The organism is Lentibacter sp., assembly GCF_029254145.1.
Lineage (GTDB): Bacteria > Pseudomonadota > Alphaproteobacteria > Rhodobacterales > Rhodobacteraceae > Lentibacter.
The window spans coordinates 1-22,594 of the sequence record NZ_JAQWYD010000015.1 but is presented as its reverse complement, the minus strand read 5'-3'; the positions used below and the strand labels follow the sequence as shown (position 1 = coordinate 22,594).

General features: G+C 56.0%; 22 protein-coding genes and 2 pseudogenes. 15 read left to right on the top strand and 9 right to left on the bottom strand.

Going from position 1 to position 22,594, the window contains the following annotated elements; all coding sequences use genetic code 11:
- Positions 1 to 6: 6 nt before the first annotated feature.
- Positions 7 to 1,578 (bottom strand): annotated as a pseudogene (locus P8O11_RS01855) (DUF5928 domain-containing protein).
- Positions 1,579 to 1,717: 139 nt separating this feature from the next.
- On the opposite strand from P8O11_RS01855, the gene P8O11_RS01850 reads away from it, so the two are divergent.
- Positions 1,718 to 2,536 carry a sulfotransferase family protein gene (locus P8O11_RS01850; RefSeq protein WP_300291040.1) on the top strand — a complete coding sequence of 273 codons (819 nt, stop codon included), beginning with the start codon at positions 1,718 to 1,720 and terminating at the stop codon, positions 2,534 to 2,536.
- 70 nt (positions 2,537 to 2,606) lie between these two features.
- Complete coding sequence (locus P8O11_RS01845; RefSeq protein WP_300291038.1) at positions 2,607 to 3,959, top strand: MmgE/PrpD family protein; 1,353 nt, start codon at positions 2,607 to 2,609, stop codon at positions 3,957 to 3,959.
- A 4-nt stretch (positions 3,960 to 3,963) separates the two neighbouring features.
- On the opposite strand, the gene P8O11_RS01840 is transcribed toward P8O11_RS01845, so the two are convergent.
- Both P8O11_RS01840 and nth read right to left on the bottom strand, forming a co-directional pair.
- Positions 3,964 to 4,953: an adenosine kinase gene (locus P8O11_RS01840; RefSeq protein WP_300291036.1), complete on the bottom strand. Its 990-nt coding sequence runs from the start codon at positions 4,951 to 4,953 to the stop codon at positions 3,964 to 3,966.
- Complete coding sequence (nth, locus tag P8O11_RS01835; RefSeq protein ID WP_300291034.1) at positions 4,950 to 5,594, bottom strand: endonuclease III; 645 nt, start codon at positions 5,592 to 5,594, stop codon at positions 4,950 to 4,952. Before nth ends, P8O11_RS01840 begins: the two co-directional genes overlap by 4 nt.
- Before the next feature lie 115 nt (positions 5,595 to 5,709).
- On the opposite strand from nth, the gene P8O11_RS01830 reads away from it, so the two are divergent.
- The 3 genes from P8O11_RS01830 to P8O11_RS01820 all read left to right on the top strand — a co-directional run bounded on the left by P8O11_RS01830 (position 5,710) and on the right by P8O11_RS01820 (position 7,994).
- Entirely contained in the window at positions 5,710 to 6,543 is an 834-nt protein-coding gene (locus P8O11_RS01830) for a bifunctional helix-turn-helix domain-containing protein/methylated-DNA--[protein]-cysteine S-methyltransferase (RefSeq protein ID WP_300291095.1), read from the top strand.
- A 113-nt stretch (positions 6,544 to 6,656) separates the two neighbouring features.
- The gene (locus tag P8O11_RS01825) at positions 6,657 to 7,316 is read left to right on the top strand and encodes an OmpA family protein (protein WP_300291032.1); all 660 of its coding nucleotides are present in this window, start codon (positions 6,657 to 6,659) and stop codon (positions 7,314 to 7,316) included.
- Positions 7,317 to 7,457: 141 nt separating this feature from the next.
- Positions 7,458 to 7,994, top strand: a complete 537-nt coding sequence (locus tag P8O11_RS01820; RefSeq protein WP_300291030.1) for an NADPH-dependent FMN reductase — start codon at positions 7,458 to 7,460, stop codon at positions 7,992 to 7,994.
- 103 nt (positions 7,995 to 8,097) lie between these two features.
- Here P8O11_RS01820 and P8O11_RS01815 read toward each other — a convergent pair whose 3' ends face one another.
- Both P8O11_RS01815 and P8O11_RS01810 read right to left on the bottom strand, forming a co-directional pair.
- Positions 8,098 to 8,802 carry a helix-turn-helix domain-containing protein gene (locus tag P8O11_RS01815; RefSeq protein ID WP_089893310.1) on the bottom strand — a complete coding sequence of 235 codons (705 nt, stop codon included), beginning with the start codon at positions 8,800 to 8,802 and terminating at the stop codon, positions 8,098 to 8,100.
- Positions 8,774 to 9,058: a hypothetical protein gene (locus tag P8O11_RS01810; protein ID WP_300291093.1), complete on the bottom strand. Its 285-nt coding sequence runs from the start codon at positions 9,056 to 9,058 to the stop codon at positions 8,774 to 8,776. Before P8O11_RS01810 ends, P8O11_RS01815 begins: the two co-directional genes overlap by 29 nt.
- Before the next feature lie 176 nt (positions 9,059 to 9,234).
- Here P8O11_RS01810 and P8O11_RS01805 point away from each other — a divergent pair, with 176 nt between their 5' ends.
- From P8O11_RS01805 to P8O11_RS01785, 5 genes are all read left to right on the top strand, one after another.
- Positions 9,235 to 9,711, top strand: coding sequence for a hypothetical protein (locus tag P8O11_RS01805; RefSeq protein WP_300291026.1), 477 nt, complete (start codon positions 9,235 to 9,237; stop codon positions 9,709 to 9,711).
- A 42-nt stretch (positions 9,712 to 9,753) separates the two neighbouring features.
- Positions 9,754 to 10,386: a ribonuclease HII gene (locus P8O11_RS01800; protein WP_300291024.1), complete on the top strand. Its 633-nt coding sequence runs from the start codon at positions 9,754 to 9,756 to the stop codon at positions 10,384 to 10,386.
- 88 nt (positions 10,387 to 10,474) lie between these two features.
- Positions 10,475 to 11,581, top strand: a complete 1,107-nt coding sequence (locus tag P8O11_RS01795) for a site-specific DNA-methyltransferase (RefSeq protein ID WP_300291022.1) — start codon at positions 10,475 to 10,477, stop codon at positions 11,579 to 11,581.
- Between the two features lie 201 nt (positions 11,582 to 11,782).
- A complete protein-coding gene (gene rsgA, locus P8O11_RS01790; RefSeq protein ID WP_300291020.1) occupies positions 11,783 to 12,841 on the top strand; it encodes a ribosome small subunit-dependent GTPase A in 1,059 nt (352 codons plus the stop codon).
- An 87-nt stretch (positions 12,842 to 12,928) separates the two neighbouring features.
- On the top strand, positions 12,929 to 13,594 hold the full coding sequence (locus P8O11_RS01785; RefSeq protein ID WP_300291091.1) for a cupin domain-containing protein: 666 nt from the start codon (positions 12,929 to 12,931) through the stop codon (positions 13,592 to 13,594).
- Here P8O11_RS01785 and P8O11_RS01780 read toward each other — a convergent pair.
- Both P8O11_RS01780 and mutY read right to left on the bottom strand, forming a co-directional pair.
- Positions 13,591 to 14,724 (bottom strand): alkane 1-monooxygenase, encoded by a 1,134-nt coding sequence (locus tag P8O11_RS01780; protein ID WP_300291018.1) that lies wholly within the window; start codon positions 14,722 to 14,724, stop codon positions 13,591 to 13,593. The two genes, P8O11_RS01785 and P8O11_RS01780, sit on opposite strands and share 4 nt — an antisense overlap.
- 33 nt (positions 14,725 to 14,757) lie before the next feature.
- Positions 14,758 to 15,816 (bottom strand): A/G-specific adenine glycosylase, encoded by a 1,059-nt coding sequence (gene mutY, locus P8O11_RS01775; RefSeq protein ID WP_300291016.1) that lies wholly within the window; start codon positions 15,814 to 15,816, stop codon positions 14,758 to 14,760.
- A 63-nt stretch (positions 15,817 to 15,879) separates the two neighbouring features.
- On the opposite strand from mutY, the gene P8O11_RS01770 reads away from it, so the two are divergent.
- Genes P8O11_RS01770 through P8O11_RS01760 form a run of 3 tightly spaced genes read left to right on the top strand, consistent with a single transcriptional unit; the run spans position 15,880 to position 18,219 of the window.
- Entirely contained in the window at positions 15,880 to 16,398 is a 519-nt protein-coding gene (locus P8O11_RS01770; protein ID WP_300291014.1) for a DUF721 domain-containing protein, read from the top strand.
- Between the two features lie 15 nt (positions 16,399 to 16,413).
- Positions 16,414 to 17,103, top strand: coding sequence for a thioredoxin domain-containing protein (locus tag P8O11_RS01765; protein WP_300291012.1), 690 nt, complete (start codon positions 16,414 to 16,416; stop codon positions 17,101 to 17,103).
- A gap of 3 nt (positions 17,104 to 17,106) precedes the next feature.
- Positions 17,107 to 18,219: a CaiB/BaiF CoA-transferase family protein gene (locus P8O11_RS01760; protein WP_300291010.1), complete on the top strand. Its 1,113-nt coding sequence runs from the start codon at positions 17,107 to 17,109 to the stop codon at positions 18,217 to 18,219.
- 90 nt (positions 18,220 to 18,309) lie between these two features.
- Here P8O11_RS01760 and lpxK read toward each other — a convergent pair whose 3' ends face one another.
- Positions 18,310 to 19,281 carry a tetraacyldisaccharide 4'-kinase gene (gene lpxK / locus P8O11_RS01755; protein ID WP_300291008.1) on the bottom strand — a complete coding sequence of 324 codons (972 nt, stop codon included), beginning with the start codon at positions 19,279 to 19,281 and terminating at the stop codon, positions 18,310 to 18,312.
- Positions 19,281 to 20,492, bottom strand: coding sequence for a glycosyltransferase N-terminal domain-containing protein (locus P8O11_RS01750; protein WP_300291006.1), 1,212 nt, complete (start codon positions 20,490 to 20,492; stop codon positions 19,281 to 19,283). Before P8O11_RS01750 ends, lpxK begins: the two co-directional genes overlap by 1 nt.
- 164 nt (positions 20,493 to 20,656) lie before the next feature.
- On the opposite strand from P8O11_RS01750, the pseudogene P8O11_RS01745 reads away from it, so the two are divergent.
- Positions 20,657 to 21,394, top strand: a pseudogene (locus P8O11_RS01745) (glutamine amidotransferase).
- A gap of 83 nt (positions 21,395 to 21,477) precedes the next feature.
- Positions 21,478 to 22,594: aminotransferase class III-fold pyridoxal phosphate-dependent enzyme (locus P8O11_RS01740; protein ID WP_300291004.1), on the top strand; the 1,117-nt coding region annotated here is incomplete at its 3' end.

Here is a 22,594-nt window from a genome sequence, read left to right as displayed (position 1 = left end):
GCCTGATCAATCGGCAAAGAGATAGCCAATATTGGCAATTTCATAAGCTTTCTCGGGCGTGGCAGCGAGGAATTGGGCGATGGCTGCGGCATTGGCCTCGATGCTCTCGGTTTCGCGAATACGGAAGTGACCATCGAAATTGGCGTCGCGCAGCTCGTCGCTTTCGTGAACCATATCTGCGCGGATTGTGGGGAGCAGGCGCTCTAGCGTTTCCTTAGGGGTTTTTTCGCCAGCAAGGCCAACGCGCCTTGCGTGACCTGTCAGGTATTCGTCAGAGAAGCGGCACTCGATTTCGAGAAGGCGCGTTTTGGAGCGGTCGGCGCAGAAGTCTTGCAAGAGGTCGAGATTGCTCGGATCAATGCAAACGACAAGCTGGTTGGTTTCGTAGTAGTCAAACAACATCCGCACTAGCGCGCGGCGGTGGCGCTTGTCCATTGTGGACTGGATACCGCCAAGGTCTGGAAGGGCTGTCCCTTCTTCGTTGAAGAGATACTCGATGCAAGGCACGTTTGTCATCTTGCGGATACGCTCCACAAGCCGTTTGGCGACGTGCCATTTTTTGCAGACGACGATCAGCATTTCGCGCTCGCGGCCAAGTGAGCCTTCGTTCTCCCAAAAGCGCAGGCCGAAGCGGCGGCCAACACGGCCCCTTCCTGTCAGGTACTTGAAGAGAGATGCGCCTTCATTGGAGATTTTGAAATCCAATCCGCGGGTCGCGTAAAGCAGGCCGAGGCGGCGCTTGAGCTATTTGGCCTCGGGGCTGATCTTGCGGGCGAAGATATAGTCCTGACTGAGCAGCAGATCATAGTGATCGTTATAAAACGTGACGGGCAGGCCATAGTCTGTGAACATAAGGAAGGTGAGCGTGCGGGTCTGGATTTCGTTTTCGGGGACAAGGTGGCGCACCAGCGTTTGGAAGAATGTCTCGTCTGGAATCCAGGTTGTTTTGAAAAAACGCATGACGTCGCGGCGCTTTTTTGTGAAATCAAGGATCCATTCGACAGTACGGCGGCGCAGACACCACCACTGGGAGCCGATCTGGATCTGGAGATCATTGGGGATTTTGCGGGTGAGGCCGAGTTTGCGCTGAAAATTGAAGGCGGCGTAAAAGCGGCGCTTCTGTGTGCGCTCGTTGAAGAAGTGGCGATAGATGAGCCGCTCTTCTTTCATGCCGGCCTTGATCCAGTCACTTTCAAAATAGTCAAAGCTTTCGACATAGTCGACATCGGCACGATCAAGGAACTCATGGGCGTATTCGGCGGATTTGATGGCCATGCAGTCCCCTGACAGCATGTAAAAATGCGTGGCGCGGGGGAAGGCGTCAACAGCGGCTTCGACTGCATAAAGTGTGGCTTGGACCAAGGACCATTCGCCCCAACCACATTTGATCCGCTTTTTGGCGAAGGCTACATTTGGATTGCCCTCAAGCGCGGACTTTATCATTTCGAAATGGTCAGGGTTGGCGCGCGCATCAAAGTGGATCGACATGTAGTCGCCCACAGCTGTAAGGCGCTCGGCCTGCTTGATGATAGCCTCTGGGTCTTTATGGCAAAGAAGTATGAAAGCTATTTTTGCCATTTTCGAAACATTTACCCCTAGTTAGACACACTGTTTACTTGATAAAGATGAAGTGCAGTTGAATAAACACGAAATATTTGCTTTTTTGCGATTAAAAATAACGAGTACCGCTGCGTAACGCAGCTTTAGGAGGCGAAATATGGGCTTTCCCGGAACGTGGATGACCGAAAGTGAGAGCGTGGTGTACCGCGTGGTACCAAAGTGTGCGTGCTCGACCATCGGCCAGATCATGTATTATTCTGATCACGGCGCGTTTTTTGATGGTGATATCCATGATGCAACAGACGGTTTGCACAAATGGGCGCGCGAAGAAAGCCAGGGGCTGATCAACGCCAATGTGAAAACCCATAATTCATATGCATTTACCTGTGTTCGGAACCTTTATACGCGCATTCTTTCCAGCTTTTTTGACAAAATTTGTGGGATTCAACGCAATGGCCGCCGCTATCGCGGCAACCTTGTGCCCCTTCTGATCCAGAAATACGGGATCGAAGTGGGTGGGGACGATGGCAAGGAAGAGTTTGACCAGATCAAGAGCTTCCGGCGCTTTTTGCTGTTTGCTCGGGATACCATCAGATGGCGGCGCCCGATGGACCCAGACATTCACTGGAGTGCCATGTCGGGACATGTGGGCACGTTTGTGGCCAATGGCGGGCGCTATGACAATATTTTTTGGACCGAACAGTTCAATGACGGGATGCAAAAAGTACTCGACGCAATCGAGACGCCTCATAGGGTCAGTCTTAAGAAGATCCCGCGCTTTAACGAGAGTGAAGGCCATGGGCCGAAGCGGCTGCACAATGTTGAAGATTATTTCGACGATCTTTCGATGCATCTGGTCTACGAGATTTTCAAACGCGACTTCGAGCTGTTCAAGTATGATTTCAACGATCCGTCCAACAAGATGCCGATTGGCGAGATTGATCTTGATGAGGTTCATGCCAAGCTTGGTGACTGACGCCACATTTTAGGGCTTCTCAAACGCGCTAGCTCTGTCACTCTCTCGCTGAAAGGCGGGGGAGTTTTTTATGACACAAGCGATGCATGAGTTTGCCACGGGGCTGACCTATGAAGATGTGCCAGAGGCGATGCGGGCTTTGTTGCGCGTGAGCTTTGCCGACACGATGGGTGTGGCTGCGATTGGCGCAACAACTGATATGGCCGAGGCGGCCCGCAAGAGCACTGTTCGTCTCTTTGGCGCTGGCAGCGCGGGGTTTGCACGCATGCTGATGGATGGGCGGGCTGTGAGCCCGGTGGGCGCGGCTATGGCTGGTGCATTTACCGTTGATAGTGTCGATGCGCATGACGGGACGACGCCGAACAAAGGCCATGTGGGCAGCGCTGTTTTCCCTGCTTTGCTGGCGGTTGCTGATGCTATGCGGGCTGAGGGGCGTGCCGTGACGGGGGCAGACTTTCTCCTCTGGCTGGCGATTGGATATGAGGTGAGCAGCCGCGCGGGCAAGGCGCAGCACGCCACTTGCCCTGATTATCACACCTCGGGAAGCTGGACCGCCGTGGGCGTGGCTGTGGCCGTGGCGCGGATGCTTGGGCTTGATGGCGAACGTGTGCGACACGCGGCGGGGATTGGCGAATATCATGGGCCTAGGAGCCAGATGATGCGCTGTATCGACTTTCCAACCATGCTGCGCGACGGTGTGGGCTGGGGCGCGCCAAGTGGTATTACGGCGGCCTATCTGGCGCTGGACGGCTTCACAGGCGCACCTGCGCTCACGTGTGAAAGTGAGGAGGCGGCAGAGTTTTGGGCTGGCTTAGGCTCTGAGTGGATGACGCTCGCGGACACGCATTACAAGAAGTTTCCGTGTTGCCGCTGGGCGCACCCTTCGATGGATGCGGCGCAGGCTTTGATGGAGGAAAACGGGCTACACCACGCCGATGTGGCGCGGGTTGAAATTCGCACGTTTCACTATGCCACGCGGCTGGCGGGGCATAGGCCCGCGAGCATGGACGAGCTCGCATATTCGATCGCTTTTCCTGTTGCGACGATGATTGTGCGTGGCGGGTTTGGCGCGCGCGAGATGGATGCGGCTGTTCTGGCAGATCAAGACATCATCCGTGTGAGTGAAGCGACAGAACTTATTGACGATGATGAGATGACGGCGCGTTCTGTGGAGAAACGCTGGGCGGCTGTGACAATTATCGCCAAAGGCGGCGCTCGATATGAGGCGGAGCCGCGCTCGGCGAGGGGCGATGTGGACGCGCCTTTGAGTGAAGATGAGATGCGCGACAAATACCATATGTTTGCAGACCCCGTTTTGGGCCGTGCGCGCGCGGAGAAAATTAGGGCGCTATGTCTTCGGTTTGATGCTTTGGATGCGCAGGAGTTTGCGGGGCTGCTTGACTTGGTACTTGCAGCCCCGTGAGGCTTTAGAGCAGGCCGTGCTCGGCGAACAGCGCCTGCATGTCGGCTTCGGGGCGCGGGCCGACATGGCTGATCACCTCGGCGGCGCAGACATTGCCCATGGCGCCGCACGTGGCCATATCGTGGCCCGAGACGAGCCCAAAGAGGAAGCCAGCGGCGAACTGATCACCTGCGCCTGTGGCATCAACGGGGACGATCTTGTTCACGGGGATGTCGGTGCGCTCGCCCTTGTGAATGATGCTGACGCCATCACCCGAGCGGGTGCAGACGACGAGCGGACATGCGGCGGCGACGCGGGCAAGATCAGCCTCAAGATCATTGTCTTGATAGAGCGAGCGGATTTCGGCTTCGTTGCCGATCACGAAATCAAGTTCGTTTTCGATAAGGTTGACGAAATCGGCGCGGTGGCGCTCGACGCAGAAGGGATCGGAAATTGCGATACCTGCTTTACCGCCAGCGGCACGGCAGGCGCGGGCTGTGCGGATGAAGGCGTCTTTGCCTTTGTCTTTGTCAAAGAGATAGCCCTCAAGGAACACAACCTCAGCGCCAGCGGCAATGCTCTCGTCAACGTCATCAGGGCCAAGCTCGGCGGAAATTCCGAGATAGGTGTTCATCGAGCGCTCGCCATCGGGGGAAACAAAAATCATCGAGCGCGATGTGGGCAACTCGCCGCCTGCGACGGGGGCATTTACAAAGTCGATGCCTTCGCGTGTCATTGCGTCAGCGTAGAAGTGGCCCAGCTCGTCGTTGCGTACGCGGCCTATGAAGCCGGTGGCGAGGCCGAGGCTGCCGATGCCTGCGATTGTATTGGCAACCGAGCCGCCCGGAGTCTGGACGCGTTCGTCCATTGCAGAAAAGAGCTCTTCTGAGCGCTCTGTTTCGACAAGCTGCATGATGCCTTTTTCGATGCCCATCTCTGTGAGGAAAGCATCGGTTGATTGGGTGATCACATCAACGACTGCGTTTCCGATGCCGACGACTTGGTATTTCTTCATAGGTTCTTGTCCTCAAATTCACAGAGATCGCGGATGATACAGGTGGCGCAAAGCGGTTTGCGCGCTTTGCAATGGTAGCGGCCATGCAGGATGAGCCAGTGATGTGCGTGGAGTTGAAAGTCCGCGGGTATATTGTCTTCGATTGCGCGCTCGACTGCGTCGACATCTTTGCCAGGGCAAATCCCCGAGCGGTTGCCGACGCGGAAGATATGGGTATCAACGGCCTGTGCAGGCATGAGCCACCACATATTCAGCACGACATTGGCCGTTTTGCGGCCCACGCCTGGGAGCGAGACAAGTGCTGCGCGGGAATTGGGGACCTCGCCGCCATAGTCCTCAACCAAGATACGGCTGAGCTTGATGACGTTTTTGGCTTTGTTGCGGAAGAGGCCGATTGTCTTGATATGCTCAATCAGACCCTCTTCGCCCAGAGCCAACATCTTTTCGGGTGTATCGGCAATTTTGAAAAGTTCTTTTGTGGCTTTGTTCACGCCTACATCTGTGGCTTGAGCGGAGAGCGCCACGGCGACGACAAGGGTATAGACATTCACATGATCGAGCTCGCCCACGGGGGCGGGATCTGCTGCGTGAAAGCGGGTGAAAATCTCTCGGAGCGTTTGATAATTGAGTTGCTTGGCCATGAGGAAGGTATGCCCGCGAGAGGGGCGACAGGCAAGATACTGATTTGCGCAGGAAACGGGTCGCGGGGCGGCGTTCTGGGCGCTAGGGTATCAGCCAAGGAGACATATGATGAAGATGGATCAGCCCGAAGGCCGCTATCATTACCAACTTATGCGCCGTGCTTTGGAGGCGATTGACGCGTCTGAGGGACCGCTTTCGCTTGAGGCTTTGGCGGGTGAGATGCAGATGAGTGCGGCACATTTTCAACGGGTCTTTTCCGCATGGGTGGGTGTCTCTCCCAAGCGCTATCAGCAGTATTTGCAGCTTGGACAGGCGAAGCGGATGTTGAGCGAGCGGTTTACCACGCTTGAAACAGCGCAATCTGTCGGACTGTCGGGCGGCGGACGGCTGCACGATCTTTTTCTGCGTTGGGAAGCAATGAGCCCTGGGGAGTTTGCCAAGAAGGGGGCGGGACTGACTGTAAATTATGGCTGGTTTGACACGCCTTTTGGCGAAACGCTTGTGATGGGTACAGAGCGCGGAATTTGCGGCATGGGATTTGCCGAAGAGATGGGCCGTGAGGCTTGCTTTGAGGACCTGGCACAGCGCTGGCCAAAGGCGGGATTTGTAGAGAAACCGGCTGCGCTTCATGGCTGGGTCAAGGCGGGACAGGAGCAAAGCGGCGAAACGGCGCTGCACCTTATCGGGGCGCCTTTTCAGATCAAGGTCTGGGAGGCTTTGTTACAAGTCCCTTCGGGTCATGTGACCACATACAGCGAGATTGCTGGAGCGATTGGACATCCCAAGGCTGTGCGGGCTGTTGGCACGGCTGTGGGGCGCAACCCTGTGAGCTGGTTGATCCCGTGTCACCGTGCGCTTCGAAAATCAGGGGCGCTGGGAGGCTATCACTGGGGCTTGCCTGTGAAACGTGCGCTGCTTGCTTGGGAGTCTGCGCGCGAAGAGGCATGAGCGGATGGGCGAATTGCTGCCGATCACGCGAGTGTTGCTTCTTTGTGGGCGGTGGCAAGGCGTATATACAGGCCACAAGCCACAGAGTGTGTGGCAAAAAAGACGAGGCAGATATGAAGATAATTTCAAAATTTATTGGCGTGAGCGCTGTGAGCGCGATGGTATTGCTTGCTGGGTGTACGGACCCTGGACTTGTGAACCCTGATGATCCCAACCGCAAAGCCAAGGAAGGCGCGCTGATTGGGGCGGCCGCAGGGGCGCTCATTGGTGGACTGACCCAGAGTGACGGCAAGAAAGGCGCCTTTCGTGGCGCAATTGTCGGGGCAGGTCTTGGCGGGCTGACGGGTGCAGCGCTGGATCAGCAAGAGCGGGATTTGCGGGCCAAGCTTGGCAATGATGCGAAGATTGTGAACACGGGCGAGCGCCTGATTGTGACGATGCCGCAGGATATTTTGTTTGCGACAGACAGTGCGAGCCTGCGCCCTGACCTCACAAGCGATATTCGCGCGGTGGCGAGCAGCCTGAACACCTATGGCGACTCAACTGTGCAAGTGGTTGGCCATACCGATAACACTGGTGACGCAGGCTATAATCAGAGCCTGAGCTTACGCCGTGCACAGGCGGTTACGGCTATCTTGGCGAGTGAAGGTGTGAACAGCTTCCGCATGCAGGCCGTGGGCCGCGGCGAAGACATGCCTTTGGCGACGAATTTGACGCCTGAAGGCCGCCAACTGAACCGTCGTGTGGAGATTGTGATTACGCCAAGCGTATAACTTTCGTGACACCGACATGAAGCGGCCCTGCCAGAAACGGCGGGGCCTTTTCTTTTTTGCACAGGGGCTGTGCGCTTGTGAGAATTGCTGTGGGAGCGACGTCAGTTTAGGAGCGGGGGGACTTCATAAATGGAGGCCACAATGGCTCATGTAAAACTTCTCGGACTTTCTGGCGCTCTGCGCAAAGGCTCAACCAACACCTTGCTGCTGCAAGAAGCGGCACGGCTTATGGGCGATGCTGAGCTTACGCTCGCTGACCTCAATCTGCCCCTTTATGACGGGGATCTGGAAGCGGCTGAAGGCGTGCCTGCTGCTGTGCAAAAGCTTGCGACGCAGATTGCCGAGGCGGATGCTATCGTGATTTCGACACCAGAGTATAACCGCGGCCTTTCGGGCGTTTTGAAGAATGCGCTGGATTGGGTGAGCCGTGTTGAGGGCAGCGCGTGGGCGGGTAAGCCTGTTGCGCTGATGTCATCAGCAGCGGGGCGCTCCGGCGGCGACCGTGGGCTTGTTATGTTGCACAGCTGCATGACACCCTTTCAGCCCAAAATCGTTGCCGGTCCTGAAGTGACAGTTGCGGCAAGCTACAGTGAGTTTGATGCTGAAGGACGTTTGCAGGGCGAGCTCTATGTGAAGAACTTGACTGCGCTCATGGCTAATCTACGCGCGGCGATTTGATTTCGGGTTTTCGTGTTGCGAAAACCCGACCGAAGCGGGGGACCAGTCCCCCGCACCCCCTGGGATACTTTTGGAAAGAGAAAGAAAAGAGCAGTTTCGGGGTCTAGAGCACTTGGATCACGCTTTTGTCGATGCTGAGGATATAGCCACGGCGGGCAATGTTTTTGATCAGCAGTTCAGAGACAAGTTGATTGCCCAATGTATCGCGCAAGCGCTTGATTCGGGTGGCGCCTGCCGCTTCGTCGCAATCTGAGGCGAGGCGACCCGAGATGACGGCCTCTATCTCAGCGCCGTTGAGCACATCGTCATCCATACGGGCTTCGGCGAGGACACTTAGGGTTTCCATAGCGGCGCCTGTGAGCTTGAACCCCATGTTGTTCAGATAGACGGTGTTTTCTTCACGACTGATGAGGAGTGAGTTGACTTGAATCCCTGAGCGCTCAATGGTGGCCATGCGGCGGCTGAAGGCGGCGAGCATCATGAGAAAGACGAACGCGGCGATAAGCATCGCGGCGGCGAAAACGAGCAGCACAAAAATCACCATGCGGTAGCTTGAAAGCGTGTCTGAGAAGGCTGTGCCGGACTGGGCCAGAATTTCGAGCAATTTGATTTCTGCTTGTGTGCTCAAATTGTCGTTTTCGACAAAGAGCTGTTCAACCCGCGCGTTGAAAGCGCCAGCATCGGGGAGTGTGAAGAACAGCACGACGGCGGCGATGAGCAAGATTGCGACGATTGCCGCGATCCCGATAAAGACGGTGCGGTTTGGATTACTCATACGCTCAGAAGCGGAGATAGAAGGGTCCTGCACTCTCTTTCCTCTCATTAAGGCCGCTGGCGTCAAACACCGAAACAACATTGAGCAACACCCATCCGTCTTTGGCAAGGCGTGGCGTAAGCTGGGAGCGGGCGGAGGCTGCGGTGCAGGCGCCTGTGATTTGGGCGACGCCATAGTGGAGCTTGAGCGGATTGTCTTGTTTGGCCTTATAGTCGGCATAGCAATCGGCCGCGTGAAGCGGGGCGGAGAGGAGCGTGAGGGCCGCAGATGCAAGTATGATGTTTTTCATGCGGTCAGACTGCGCGTTTTGGGATTGATATTCAATATCCATGCGCCCTTGAGGCAGATGCTATCTGATAGCAGAGGGCTGTTATTGCCTGTCTTTGGGGGATTTCTGATTTTGGCTTCATCGCTGGTTTGCACAAGAGAGTGCGTGCCGCCCTGAAACCGAAAGGAGATATTCTAATGTCACGTAAATTTATTGCTTCGATTGCTCTGAGTGCGCTTGTTGCCGCATCATTGAGTGCTGCACCCGCCCGTGCAGACGATCGGGATACTGCACGCGCTATTGCTGGGATTGCGGCGCTTGTGTTGCTGGGGAAGGCGATCAGTGATCGCAATGACGACCGTCGTGATCAACACAGTTATCATGCCAAACCACAGAACCAACATGGTCATGGTGTGCGTCGGCATGTCCAAGTAGATCCGAAGCCTTTGCCCCAGCGTGTTCGCAAGATGACTTTGCCGCAGCGGTGTCTGACCACGGTTCAGACGCGCCGTGATAGGCTGCGCTATATGAACGGGCGTTGTTTGCAGAACAATTACCGCTGGTCAGAGAGCCTTCCGCGCGCTTGCGAGATCAGAGTGAAGGGGCCACGTGGTGTGCGCACGGGCTATCAGGCGGGCTGCCTGAAGCGGAACGGATACCGCCTGAACGGATAATACCTGCTTGATCTGGGCCTGCTCTCTCTGTCATCTGGCAGAATGACAGGCCCAGATTTTTCTTATGAGCGCGCGGCGATGGACCGTGGATTTGCCCGTATTGCGGGTGTTGACGAGGTGGGCCGTGGACCACTGGCGGGGCCAGTGACAGCCTGTGCCGTTGTGCTTGATATGTCGCGTATCCCCGAGGGCCTGAACGACAGTAAGAAGCTGAGCGCGAAGCGTAGGGAAAGTTTGGCGGAGGCGATTTTGGCTTGTGCGGAGGTGAGCGTGGCGAGTGCGAGCGTGGAAGAAATTGACGAGCTCAACATTTTGCGTGCTTCGCATCTTGCGATGGAGCGTGCCGTCGCGGGTCTTTTGACACCGCCAGACCATTGTTTGATTGATGGAAACCTCATTCCAAAGGGCCTCACCGTCTCGGCAGAGGCGATTGTGAAGGGCGATAGCAAATCAGTGAGCATTTCTGCTGCTTCGATTGTGGCCAAAATCAGGCGAGATTGTGTCATGTCGGCACTGGCGCAACAGTATCCGGGCTACGGCTGGGAAACAAACGCCGGATATCCATCAAAAAGTCACAGACTGGCGCTGCAAAATCTTGGTGTGACCCCACACCATAGACGTTCGTTCAAACCAGTGCACAATATCTTGTATCAACAAAAAAATGTAAGTGACTGATTCAAAAAAGAAATTGACCGCGAATCATCAATGACTCATCTTAGGCCTCAACCAATGAGTGCAAAACGCACCGTGAATGAGGCAGAAAATGAAAACGAAAACGAACGCAAAGAGCGCGGTGTCGCTTCCTTTGAACACCATTTTGGACGGAGACTGCATTGAGCGCATGAACGCGCTCCCTGCGGAGAGCATTGATCTGATCTTTGCTGACCCTCCCTATAACTTGCAGCTCAAGGGCGACTTGCATCGCCCTGACAATTCAAAAGTGGATGCGGTGGATGACCACTGGGACCAGTTTGACAGCTTCAAAGTTTATGACAAATTTACACGCGAATGGCTTGCTGCGGCACGACGCCTGCTGAAGCCGAATGGCGCGATCTGGGTGATTGGCTCCTATCACAATGTTTTCCGCATGGGCGCCGAACTTCAGAACCAAGGGTTCTGGATCCTCAATGATGTGGTGTGGCGCAAGTCAAATCCGATGCCGAACTTCCGCGGCAAGCGCTTTACCAACGCACACGAGACAATGATTTGGGCGGGTAAAACCGAAACAAGCAAATACACTTTCAATTACGAAGCTCTGAAAGCTTTGAACGAAGGTATTCAGATGCGCTCTGATTGGGTCATTCCGATCTGCAATGGCGGCGAGCGTCTTAAGGACGACAATGGCGACAAGGCCCACCCAACACAGAAACCAGAAGCACTTCTGCACCGTGTGATTGTTGGCTCGACCAATGTTGGTGATGTGGTTCTGGACCCGTTCTTTGGCACAGGCACAACTGGCGCAGTTGCCAAGATGCTGGGTCGCGAATTTATCGGGATCGAACGCGAAGAAGCCTACCGCAAGGTTGCTGAAAAACGGATCGCCAATGTGCGTAAGTTTGACAAGGAAGCGCTTGAAGTGAGCGTGAGCAAACGCAGCGAGCCACGCGTGCCTTTTGGTCAGCTTGTGGAGCGTGGAATGCTGCGCCCGGGCGAAGAGCTTTACTCCCTTAATGGCCGCCACAAGGCAAAAGTGCGCGCTGACGGCACGCTGATTGGCGACGATATCAAGGGATCTATTCACCAAGTGGGCGCGCATCTTGAAGGCGCACCAAGCTGCAACGGCTGGACCTACTGGAGCATCAAGCGGGACGGCAAACAAGTTCCCATTGAACTGTTCCGCCAACAGATCCGCGCAGAGATGCGCAACTAAATTGAAACGAGAATTCACCCGAAATCATGGCTCAGATTTGAGCCAGCGGGTGAGCTCTATCTGTAACCGAACACCGCCGGTGCCTGTGGCCTGACTCCACGGCACTTTAACTGAAGCCCCGTCCTCCTCCAGAGGCGGGGCCTTTTTTTGTCGGTATTTTGATATAGACTGGGCGGCAACACTATTGGAAAGCACTCCTCAATGACCCACGACGACTCAGAGGCTTTGCGGCCAAAGAATGCGCCTCTTTCGCTTTTGCAAAAGTTGGGGTGGGGGCCGTTCTTTGCAGAGCAAGCTGATGCGTCCGTGATGGCTGAGACACCGCCTGTCAGAGTAACGGAAGTGCATCGCAGCGGTCATCATGTCGTGGGAGAGGGGATCGATACGATCCTTCCGCCGCGGCCTGATGCTACGGTGGGTGACTGGATATTGTTGAATGCTGAAGAGCCTGCCGAGAGCGTGGTGCTTGAGCGTAAGAACCTGATCAAGCGGCGCGCACCGGGGCCTGAGCGGCAGGTACAGCTCATTGGTGCGAACCTTGATACCACCTTTATTGTTACGTCTTGCAACGATGATTTCAACATTGCGCGGCTGGAGCGGTATGTTGCGCTTGCGCTTGAAGATAAGGCTTCGCCCGTCATTTTGCTGACCAAGGCTGATCTGGCGGAGGATGTCGAAAGCTATCTTAACCAAGCGCGCTCAATCTCGGCGGATGTGCCTGTGCTCGCTATTGACGGGCGCGGCGAGGAGCCACGCGAGAGACTGGCCGAATGGTGCAAACCTGGTAAGACCGTTGCTTTCATCGGGTCATCAGGTGTGGGTAAGTCGACGCTGACCAACACTTTGTCAGGCGGTCAGGAGATCAAGACCCAAGGCATCCGAGAGGGCGATGCACGGGGGAGGCACACCACAACGAGCCGTCAGCTCCACTTGCTGGTGAGCGGCTGCACCGTGCTGGACACGCCTGGCATGAGAGAGGTGCAGCTTACTGATGCGGCGTCGGGGCTCGGCGAATTGTTTGCTGATTTGCAAGAGTTGAGCACCCAGTGTCGCTTTCGGGATTGTATGCACGAGAGCGAGCCGGGCTGTGCTATCAAGAGCGCGCTTGCGGCGGGTGAGATTGGTGAGGCGCGCTTGGAGCGCTGGAAAAAGCTTGTCGCGGAAGACGCGTTTAACTCGGAAAGCCTGAGCCCGCGTCGTGCGAGAGACAGAACCTTTGGACGCATTTCAAAGCAGCCAAAGAAGAAGGGTAAAAAATAGCGCTGACGGGAATGTGACGGAGCGGACCTATTCCCCTTGGCGCATTCGAAGGGTAGCTATGGCTAAGGCCTTTTGAGGAGAGACATGATGCATATTAACGCGGATTTTTCACAGCGGGTGGTTGTGCGTCCTGAGGACTATGAGTGGGTATCTTCGCCTGCGGCTGGTGTCGAACGGATGATGCTTGATCGCATCGGTGACGAAGTCGCGCGGGCGACGACGATTGTGCGCTTTGCGCCAGATTCGCAGTTTGACACACATACCCATGGTGGCGGTGAAGAGTTTCTTGTTCTTGAGGGTGTTTTTTCGGATGAGACAGGCGATTATCCTGCTGGCACATATGTGCGTAACCCGATCGGGACGAGCCATAAACCGCATACAAAAGAGGGCTGCACGATCCTTGTGAAGCTGCATCAGTTTGATGACGACGACCAAGAGCAATTTGCGATTGATACGCGCGCGGCCGCGTTTCGCCCTGGTATGGTTGAGGGGCTTTCTGTTTTGCCCCTACATTCTTGTGCGAGTGAGAACGTTGCTTTGGTGCGCTGGGCGGCGGGCACACAGTTTAACCAGCATGCGCATTGGGGCGGCGAAGAGATATTTGTGATTGAGGGGACGTTTCAGGATGAGCATGGTAGCTATCCTACGGGAAGCTGGATCAGAAGCCCCCACCTTTCAAAGCATTTGCCTTGGTCGGATGAGGGCTGTTTGATCTATGTGAAGACAGGGCATCTTCCGCAAAATGAGGCCTAGCGCGGCATCGGGTTTGTCGCCTTGTTATAAGGCTTCCACTCGGTGATTTCGGGGTAGTACATTTCGCGCCATTTGCGCACGCGTGGGTTCATTTTCTTGCGCCAAAGCGGTGGAACCATCGCGGCCGTTGTCATCAGTGGATAGCCATAGGGCAGCTGGGGTGCTTGCGCCGCGTCATAGTTCTGCAAGAGCGGGAAGCGGCGGTCTGGCTTGTAGTGGTGATCGGAGTGGCGCTGAAGATTTATCAGAAGCCAGTTTGAGGCTTTGTGCGCTGCGTTCCAGCTGTGATGAGGCATCACGTGCTCGTATTTGCCATCGCCGAGATGTTTGCGTGTCAGGCCGTAGTGCTCGACGTAGTTGACCAACTCAAGCTGCCAGACAGCGGCAAAAGCTTGCCACAGAAAGAGCGCAAGACCCATCCAACCGCCGACAATGAGCGCCAGAAGCAGCATCGCCGCTTGGAGCGCCCAGTAGCGGAAGAAGGGATTGGAGGTATCGCTCCACGGCAGATCCTTGCGGGCGAGCATTTCTTTTTCGGCTTTGAACGCAGAGCTTAGGCCCTCGCGAAGCACACGGGGGAAATAGCGGTAAAAACCTTCGTTGTAGCGTGCTGTTACAGCGTCGCGGGGTGTCCCGACATAGCGGTGGTGCACAAGCAGGTGCTCTGTTCGAAAGTGCGAGTAGAGCACCATTGAGAGAAGAATATCACCAAGCCAGCGCTCGAACTTGTTTTTCTGGTGTATCAGCTCGTGGCTGTAGTTGATCCCGACCGTGCCTGTGATCACCCCGACACCAAAGAACAGCACGATGGTTTCGAGCGTCCCGAGGTGCTCAGCGCGGGGGACATAATAAAGCAGGCCGAAGAGTGTGAGAAACTGGAGGGGGATCCAGATTTTGGTGATGAGAGAGTAGGCCGTCAGATGTTCTTCGCCAATGTTAGGGTCTGCATTTTCTGTGTTGAGGCCAAGGACGGCATCAAGACCAGAGAACAGATACCATGTCGCTAGCGGCAGGAGAGCGACTGTCCAACCGCCATACAGCGCTCCGATCCAGGCAAGCGGAATGAGAGTCAGCGAAAGCCAGAAGGGCAGGGCGCGGCTGAAACTAGCGACTTGTTGGGCATTGAGCATTTGACGAACCTTTACTCAGGACAATTGGCAGAATTATTGCGAGGCAGTGTTGAACGCGCTTTGCGCGAGGTCAAATGCCTTTCGCATGACAGTGGGTAGGGCCTTGGGTGAAAAGCTATGCTTGGACACGAATTCCAGCCCCTCGATTTCGACGTCTTGGGGCAGAGTTGCGATATGGATATCAAGGCGTAAGTGAAAGTGTGTGAAGGTGTGAAGCGCTTCGGCGTTGATCTTTTTCCAGTCTGCCTCAACGGGTGGCGCCGCGATGCGTTCATCGCCCCAAGCGGCTCCGGGCCAGCCGAGCATTCCGCCGAGGAGGCCTTTGTCGGGGCGGCGCTCCATCAACCAAGCGCCATCTTGGCGACGAGCGACATAAGCAATGCCAAGCCGAGTGGGCTTGGCCGCCTTGGGGCGTTTGCGGGGTAAGGTATCGGCGATTCCTTCGGCGCGGGCCGTGCAGGGCGCACGCCACGGGCAGATGCCGCAAGCGGGGGATTTGGGCGTGCAGAGCGTTGCGCCGAGGTCCATAACAGCTTGGGCATAATCGCCTGCGCGCTGGTCAGGCGTCAGACCAGCGGCATGGGCGCGGAGCGTCTCTTTGCTATCAGGAAGCGGCTCTAACACAGCGTAAAGCCGCGACATCACGCGCTCAACATTGCCGTCCAGCACAGTCTCGGGATGATCATAGGCGATCGAGGAAATAGCCGCAGACGTGTAGGGGCCAATCCCGGGAAGGGCCTCAAGCTCGGCGCGTGTTCGGGGGAAGCCACCCAGTTCGGTGACGGCGCGTGCACATTTCAGCAGGTTGCGCGCGCGGGCGTAATACCCAAGACCAGCCCATTCGGCCATCACGTCTTCATCGCGCGCTTCGGCGAGCGCCTCAACCGTCGGCCAAAGCAACAGAAAGCGAGTGAAATAGGATTTGACGGCAGCGACAGTTGTCTGCTGGAGCATAATTTCTGAGAGCCAAACGGCGTAGGGATCAGGCAGGATGCCAGCGGCTCTGTCAGACGGGCTTGTGCGCCACGGTAGGGTGCGCGCGTGGGTATCATACCAGTCGAGCAGATCTGAGGCTTTCGCCGTTTCACGCATTGTTTATTCCCTGTTTGCCAATCGCTCTGTCCAAGGAGCCTTTGCGCAGGTAACATGGCGTTGATGAACAAAGATGCAAGCCAAACCAAGCGGAACCGCGGCTTTAAGCGCGCGGCGAATTTGATGGGAGAGCGTATCAACGCTGTGTCCCAGCAGCGCGGTTTTGCTGTATCGCGACTTTTGACGCATTGGGAAGAAATTGCCGGCCCAGATATTGCCAGCATGAGCCGCCCTGTCGAAATGAGCTACGGCAAAGGCGGCTTTGGCGCGACCTTGAGTTTGCTCACGACGGGGGCAAATGCGCCTGTTCTTGAGATGCAAAAAGCCAAGCTGCGCGAGAAGGTGAATGCGGTTTACGGCTATAATGCGATCTCTAGTATTCGGATCACTCAGACCCATGCGACAGGTTTTGCCGAGGGGCGCGTGGATTTTGAGCATCGCAAAATCAAGGCTGCGTCAAAGGCTCCCGACCCTGCTGTTGTGCAAGAGGTAAAGGCGCAAGCAGCAGACGTCGGTAACGAGAGTTTGCGGCTGGCCCTTGAAGCGCTGGGCCAAAACGTTTTATCCAAACACAAACGCTAGAAGAGAGATTTTTTTATGAACCGCAACATTCTTATTATTGCACTGGTTGCAATCCTTGGCGGTGGGGCCGCCTTCTTCGCTATGAGCGGCGGTGGCGCCAAGCAAGTCGATGTTGCGCCGCAAGCGCAAGCCGAAGCCGAAACGGAAACTGTAGCAGAAACGAGTGACGCGGCGGTGTCCGAGATCACTGAAATGACCTTGGGCAACCCAGATGCGCCTGTGAAGGTTGTCGAGTATGCGTCGTTTACCTGCTCCCATTGCGGAGCTTTTCACCGCGAGGGCTTCAAGGAGCTGAAGGCCAACTACATCGACACAGGCAAGATCCACTTTACCTATCGCGAGGTATATTTTGACCGCGCTGCGCTCTGGGCGTCTATGGTTGCGCGTTGCGGCGGGGAAGAGAAATTCTTCGGAATCACGGACCTGATCTATAAAGGCCAGCGCGACTGGATGGGCGGCGGTGATCCTGTGCAAATGGCAGACGGCCTGCGCAAAATTGCACGTGTGGCTGGCCTGTCATCAGACACGATTGACACCTGCCTTGAGGATCAGGACAAGGCGCAGAGTCTGATTTCTTGGTATCAGGCCAATGTAGAAGCTGACGGGATTGATTCGACACCATCATTTATCATTGGTGAGGATCGTGTGGCGGGCAACAACTATGCCAAGCTGCGTGAAGTGATCGACGCACAGCTCGGTAACTGAGTTATGAGCGCACCTCTGGAAGGCCTCAAGGTTGTTGAGCTCGCGCGGATTTTGGCGGGGCCTTGGGCGGGGCAAACGCTTGCAGACCTTGGTGCAGATGTCATCAAGGTTGAAGCGCCTCAGGGCGACGACACACGTCAGTGGGGGCCTCCATTTGTGGAGCGTGGCGAGGATAAATCGGCGTCGTATTTCCACTCCTGTAATCGTGGGAAGTCGAGCGTTGTAATCGACTTTCGCACGCCCGAGGGGCAGGCGCAGGTCCGTGAGCTTGTGAAGGATGCGGACATTCTGATCGAGAATTTCAAGCTTGGAGGCTTGGCCAAATATGGGCTCGACTATGCAAGTCTTGCCGAGGTCAATCCACGGATGATCTATTGCTCGATCACGGGCTTTGGCCAAACGGGCCCTTATGCGCACCGCGCGGGATATGACTATATTATTCAGGGCATGTCGGGGCTTATGTCGATCACGGGCGAGCCCGATGGGCAACCACAGCGTGCGGGTGTCGCGATCACCGATGTGTTTACAGGAGTCTATTCTGTTGCTGGTGTGCTTGCAGCACTTTATCGGCGCGAACGTACGGGCCGGGGACAACATCTTGATATGGCTTTGCTGGATGTGGCTGTCTCTGTGACCGCCAATCAAGGGCTGAACTATTTGACCACGGGCACACCTCCTGGACGGACGGGCAATTATCACCCTAATCTTACGCCTTATCAGGTTTTTGATTGTGCAGATGGGCATATCATTATTGCGACAGGCAATGATGGGCAGTATCGCCGGCTCTGCGATCTCCTGGATCTCGGCTGGATGAAAGAGCATTCGGACTATTTGACCAACGCGGACCGAGTTAAGAATAGGCCCGCGATGATTGCGTTATTGATGGCCGAGACAGCGAAGCGGACCAAGGCAGAGCTTCTTGCAGGCTGTGAGGCAGAGGGGATTCCTGCTGGGCCGATCAATGACATGGCGGAGGTCTTTGATGATCCACACGTGAAGGCGCGTGGGATGCAGATCGAGCTTGATGGTATCCCGAGTGTTCGCTCGCCATTTGTTTTTTCAGATGCGGAACTCGCCTTGAAACGACCCTCACCAAAGCTGGGAGAGGACGGGTAAGCGGCTTCGAATTGTGCTGCGCACAATCCGACCAAAGCGAGGGGCCAGCCCCTCGCGCTCCCCGGGATATTTTTAGAAAGAAAAAAAAGGCTAGGGGCACAGTTGCTCTAGCAAACCCTTGAGCGCAGATGCGTTTGTGACCTTTAGGCGCACTGGGAGGGTTAGCACCTCCTGTCGGAAGGCTTGGGGCAGGCGGACGGCATCTTTTTCTGTGGTGACGAGGCGGGCGTTGTGGCGTTTGGCGTCGGCGCTCAGGCGGTTCATCAGGGCGGGCGTAAGGGGCTGGTGATCAGCCAGAGCTTCCGCGTGAATGATCTCGGCGCCGAGGTATTTTAAGGTTGTGAAGAATTTCTCTGGATGGCCGATTCCTGCAAAGGCCAGAACGCGGGTTCCCGTCCAGTCCATACCCATTTGAAGGGGTTCGAGGGCGGCATGAAAGCGGGGGGGCGACTTGGGGGCGACAAAGAGCGCTTGATCGGGCTCTGAGCCGATTGTGATGAGGGCGTCTGCGCGGGCGAGACCTATTTTTTCTGGTTCGCGCAGAGGGCCTGCAGGAATGCAGTGCCCGTTGCCAAAGCCGCGCTTGGCATCAACAACCACAAACGAAAGGTCTTTGTGAACGGAAGGATCCTGAAAGCCGTCGTCAAAGAGGATCACGCTTGCGCCTTCATGCTCGGCACGCTCAGCGCCTTGGAGGCGTGATTTGGAGACCACGACAGTACAGAAGGCCGCAAGCAAAAGCGGCTCGTCGCCGACATCGGAGGCGGTGTGGCTGCGTGGATCGACCAAGACAGGCCCTTGGAGAGCGCCGCCATAGCCGCGCGAGACAACAACCGGGGTATGCCCGAGTGCCTGAAGCTCTTGAACAAGGTAGATAACCGTCGGGGTCTTTCCTGTTCCACCTGCGTTTATATTGCCCACGCATATCACGGGCGTGTCCAGATTGACCGTCTCTGTACGCGCCAATCTGCGCGCTGTGCCAAGCGCGTAAAGAGCTCCCAGAGGGGCAAGAAGCACCGACTGCCAGCTGCGTGGGCGGAACCAGAAGCGGGGCGTTTGCATCAGCTTTCCTCCAGATGATCTAGGGCGTCATGCACCAGCGACGTGATGCGATCTGTGACATCTGCACCTTCGGTGGCAATTTCCCAAGCAGCCATGGCCATTTGAGCGGCACGGTCAGGAGCGGAAAGCTGACTGACAGCAGCTGTGAGTGTATCTACATCGCGCACAATACGCGCACCGCCTGCTGCAGCAAAGCGGGAATAGCTTTCAAGATGTTTGCCGACATTCGGACCATAAAGGATCGCTGAGCCAAGGTTGGCTGCGGCGTAGGGATTGTGGCCACCGTGGCCTGACACAAGGGACGCGCCCATGAAGCTCACTGGAGACACGCGAAACCAGAGGCCCAACTCAAACGGATCTTCTGCCAAGAGGACTTGAGCTGTTTCATCGCTTAGCCCGTCTGTCTCGGGCCAGATGGTGTAGCGCAGCTGGTGTTGCTCCAAGGCGTCTTTGAAGGCTTCATATTCATTCTCGTCATCGGGCACGAGGATCAGCAAGAGCCTATGAGCTGCTCGGCTGGCTTTGAAATGTGCAGGGAGGACAATGTCGAGCTCCTCTGCACGCACGTAAGCGGCCAGCCATGAGGGGCGTGAGTTAAGTGCTGCGGAGAGGTCGTTCAGGTCCGTTTCGTTGCACGGCAGAGTTGGGATGCCTTGCTGCATGCGCCCTGCAACAAAGATATCATCCGTTTCTACGCCCATTTTGCGCAGAGCTGTTTCGGCCTCGCTGTCGCGGGCGAGAAAAGTAGAAAATAGTCTGAGCGCGCGGCGCTGTGACAGACCTTGTCCTCGCCAGACATTGGTCTGAAAGCCTTCGGCATGGGCATCGAGCAGAAAAAGAGGGATGCCGCGTTTGTCAGCTTCTTGCGCGAGAGCTGGATTAATCCAGCCGCCAGCCCAAAGGCAGAGGCGTGGCGCGTGTTGGGCGAAGAACGCAGTGATGCTGTTTCCTTCACGAGGGATCGCGGCTGTGTTGATCGACGCATCAAGGCTATCAGGAATTGAGAGGCTGCCATCTGTGGTTATCAGGCAGGTGATGTCTGGGCGCTCTAAAGCAATGCTGCGGCGCAGCTGCGCAAAGGCTGGCACATGTGCAGGCTCTGTGGCGTGACACCAAAGATCAACCGTGAGTGCCTTAGCAATCTTTTCTTCGCGCGAGGAACCGCCAGAATGACGGGGGCGCGCCATGAGACCTGATAGAAGAGGTTTCATAGTTTATTGGCCTCGCGCTTGTGCGCAGTGGCGCTTGTAGTCTACGACTATGAGACAGCGCTGTGCTATTTTCAGCCCCTTTGCGTGTTGCGTCGCACTAACCTAAGGGATTGCATTTTGGGGTCAAGGCGATGCAAGTGAGCCATAGCAAAAGGATATGGCCCATGAAACCCTTTCTGATCTTGCAACTGCGTCCAGAGGCAGAGGCGGCAGACAATGAGTTTGCTGCGATTTGCGCCAAAGGAGGGCTTGGGCCTGACGAGGTACGACGCGTGCGGTTGGATTGTGAAGATTTGCCTGACACACTGAATTTGAGTGACTATTCAGGTGTGATTGTTGGGGGTGGGCCCGGATGTGTAAGTGACTCACCCGAGGAAAAAACCTCTATTGAAGCCAAGATCGAGCGTGATGTGCTGTCGTTGATGCCAGCGATTACGGAGCGCGACTTTCCGTTTATGGGATGTTGCTATGGAATCGGAGTTCTGGGTCATCATCTGGCGCAGAACGTCAGCAATGAGCGGTATGGCGAGCCTGTGGGCACTGCAGATTGCCGGCTGACTGAAGCAGGGCGCGCTGACCCGCTTTGTCATGGGTTGCCAGAGCGGTTTGAGGCTTTTGTGGGCCACAAGGAAGCGCTGCAAAGCTTGCCGGAGGGATGTGTGCATCTTGTTGAGGCGCCAAGCTGTCCATTCCAGATGATCCGATATGGGCAGAATGTTTATGCGACGTAGTTTCACCCCGAGGCAGATGCGGCCGAGTTTGAAGCGCGGATCAATATCTATAAGCATAAGGGGTATTTTGCACCAGAAGAGGCCGAAAGCCTGATTGCAATGTGCCATGCAGCGAGCGTGACGGTTCCTGAGCGCATCTTGAGAGCATTTGTAGAGCGCTACAGGACGTAATCGCGCTGGACAGAATCGGGCGGCGTGCTAGATTTGATCAAATTCTTGTAGAGTCCAGTTTTAATAGCCCGATGGAGAGCGCGATGAAAGACGACAACTTCCTCAAAGAGAACAATGCACGCCATATGTGGCATCCGATGGGTGCGCCGGGCGACAGCCTTGAGCATCCGCCGACGATTATCAAAAGTGCGCACGGTGTGAAGATCACTGATCTGGACGGAGCGGAAGTTGTGGACGCTGTGGGCGGGCTTTGGTGTGTGAACCTTGGCTACTCCAACGATGTGGTGAAAGACGCGATTGCCAAACAGCTTTACGAGCTGCCTTACTATTCGGCCTTTGCGGGCACATCCAACCCCACAGCAATCGAGGCGTCTTATGCCGTGCGCGAGTTCTTTAAGGCCGACGGGATGGGGCGCGTTTTCTTTACATCGGGCGGCTCTGACTCTGTGGAGACATGCTTGCGACTGGCGCGGCAGTATCACCGCATCAAAGGGGAACCGACGCGCACCAAGTTCCTCAGCCTCAAGAAGGGCTATCACGGTACGCATTTTGGCGGCGCGAGTGTGAACGGGAACAATCGCTTCCGCATTGCTTATGAGCCGCTTCTGCCTGGCTGTTTCCATTTGCCGAGCCCCTATACCTACCGCAATCCGTTTAATGAGACGGACCCGGCTGTTCTGGCGCAACTCATTGCACAGGCGATGGAAGACGAGATCAACTTTCAGGGTGCCAACACGATTGCGGCGTTTATCATGGAGCCCATTCAGGGCGCGGGTGGTGTTATTGTGCCGCATGAAAGCCTGATGCCGCTTTTGCGCGAGATTTGCACACGACATGGTATCCTGATGATCTCTGACGAGGTGATCACGGGCTTCGGGCGAACAGGCCACTGGAGCGGTGCGCGGCACTGGGGTGTGCAGCCCGATATGATGAGCACGGCGAAGGGGATTACTTCAGGATATTTCCCTGTCGGCGCAGCTTTGATGAGCGAGGCTGTGGCGGATGTGTTTGAGAAAGACACCAAGGGCGAGGCCGGAATTTTCCACGGTTATACCTATTCTGCGCATCCTGTTGGCGCGGCGGCTGTGACGGCAACGCTGAGCGAGACATTGCGTTTAGACACGAAGACGAACGCGGCGGCACGCGGCACGCAGCTCTATCAAGGTGCGCTCAAGCTGGCGGAAAAATACGATATCATCG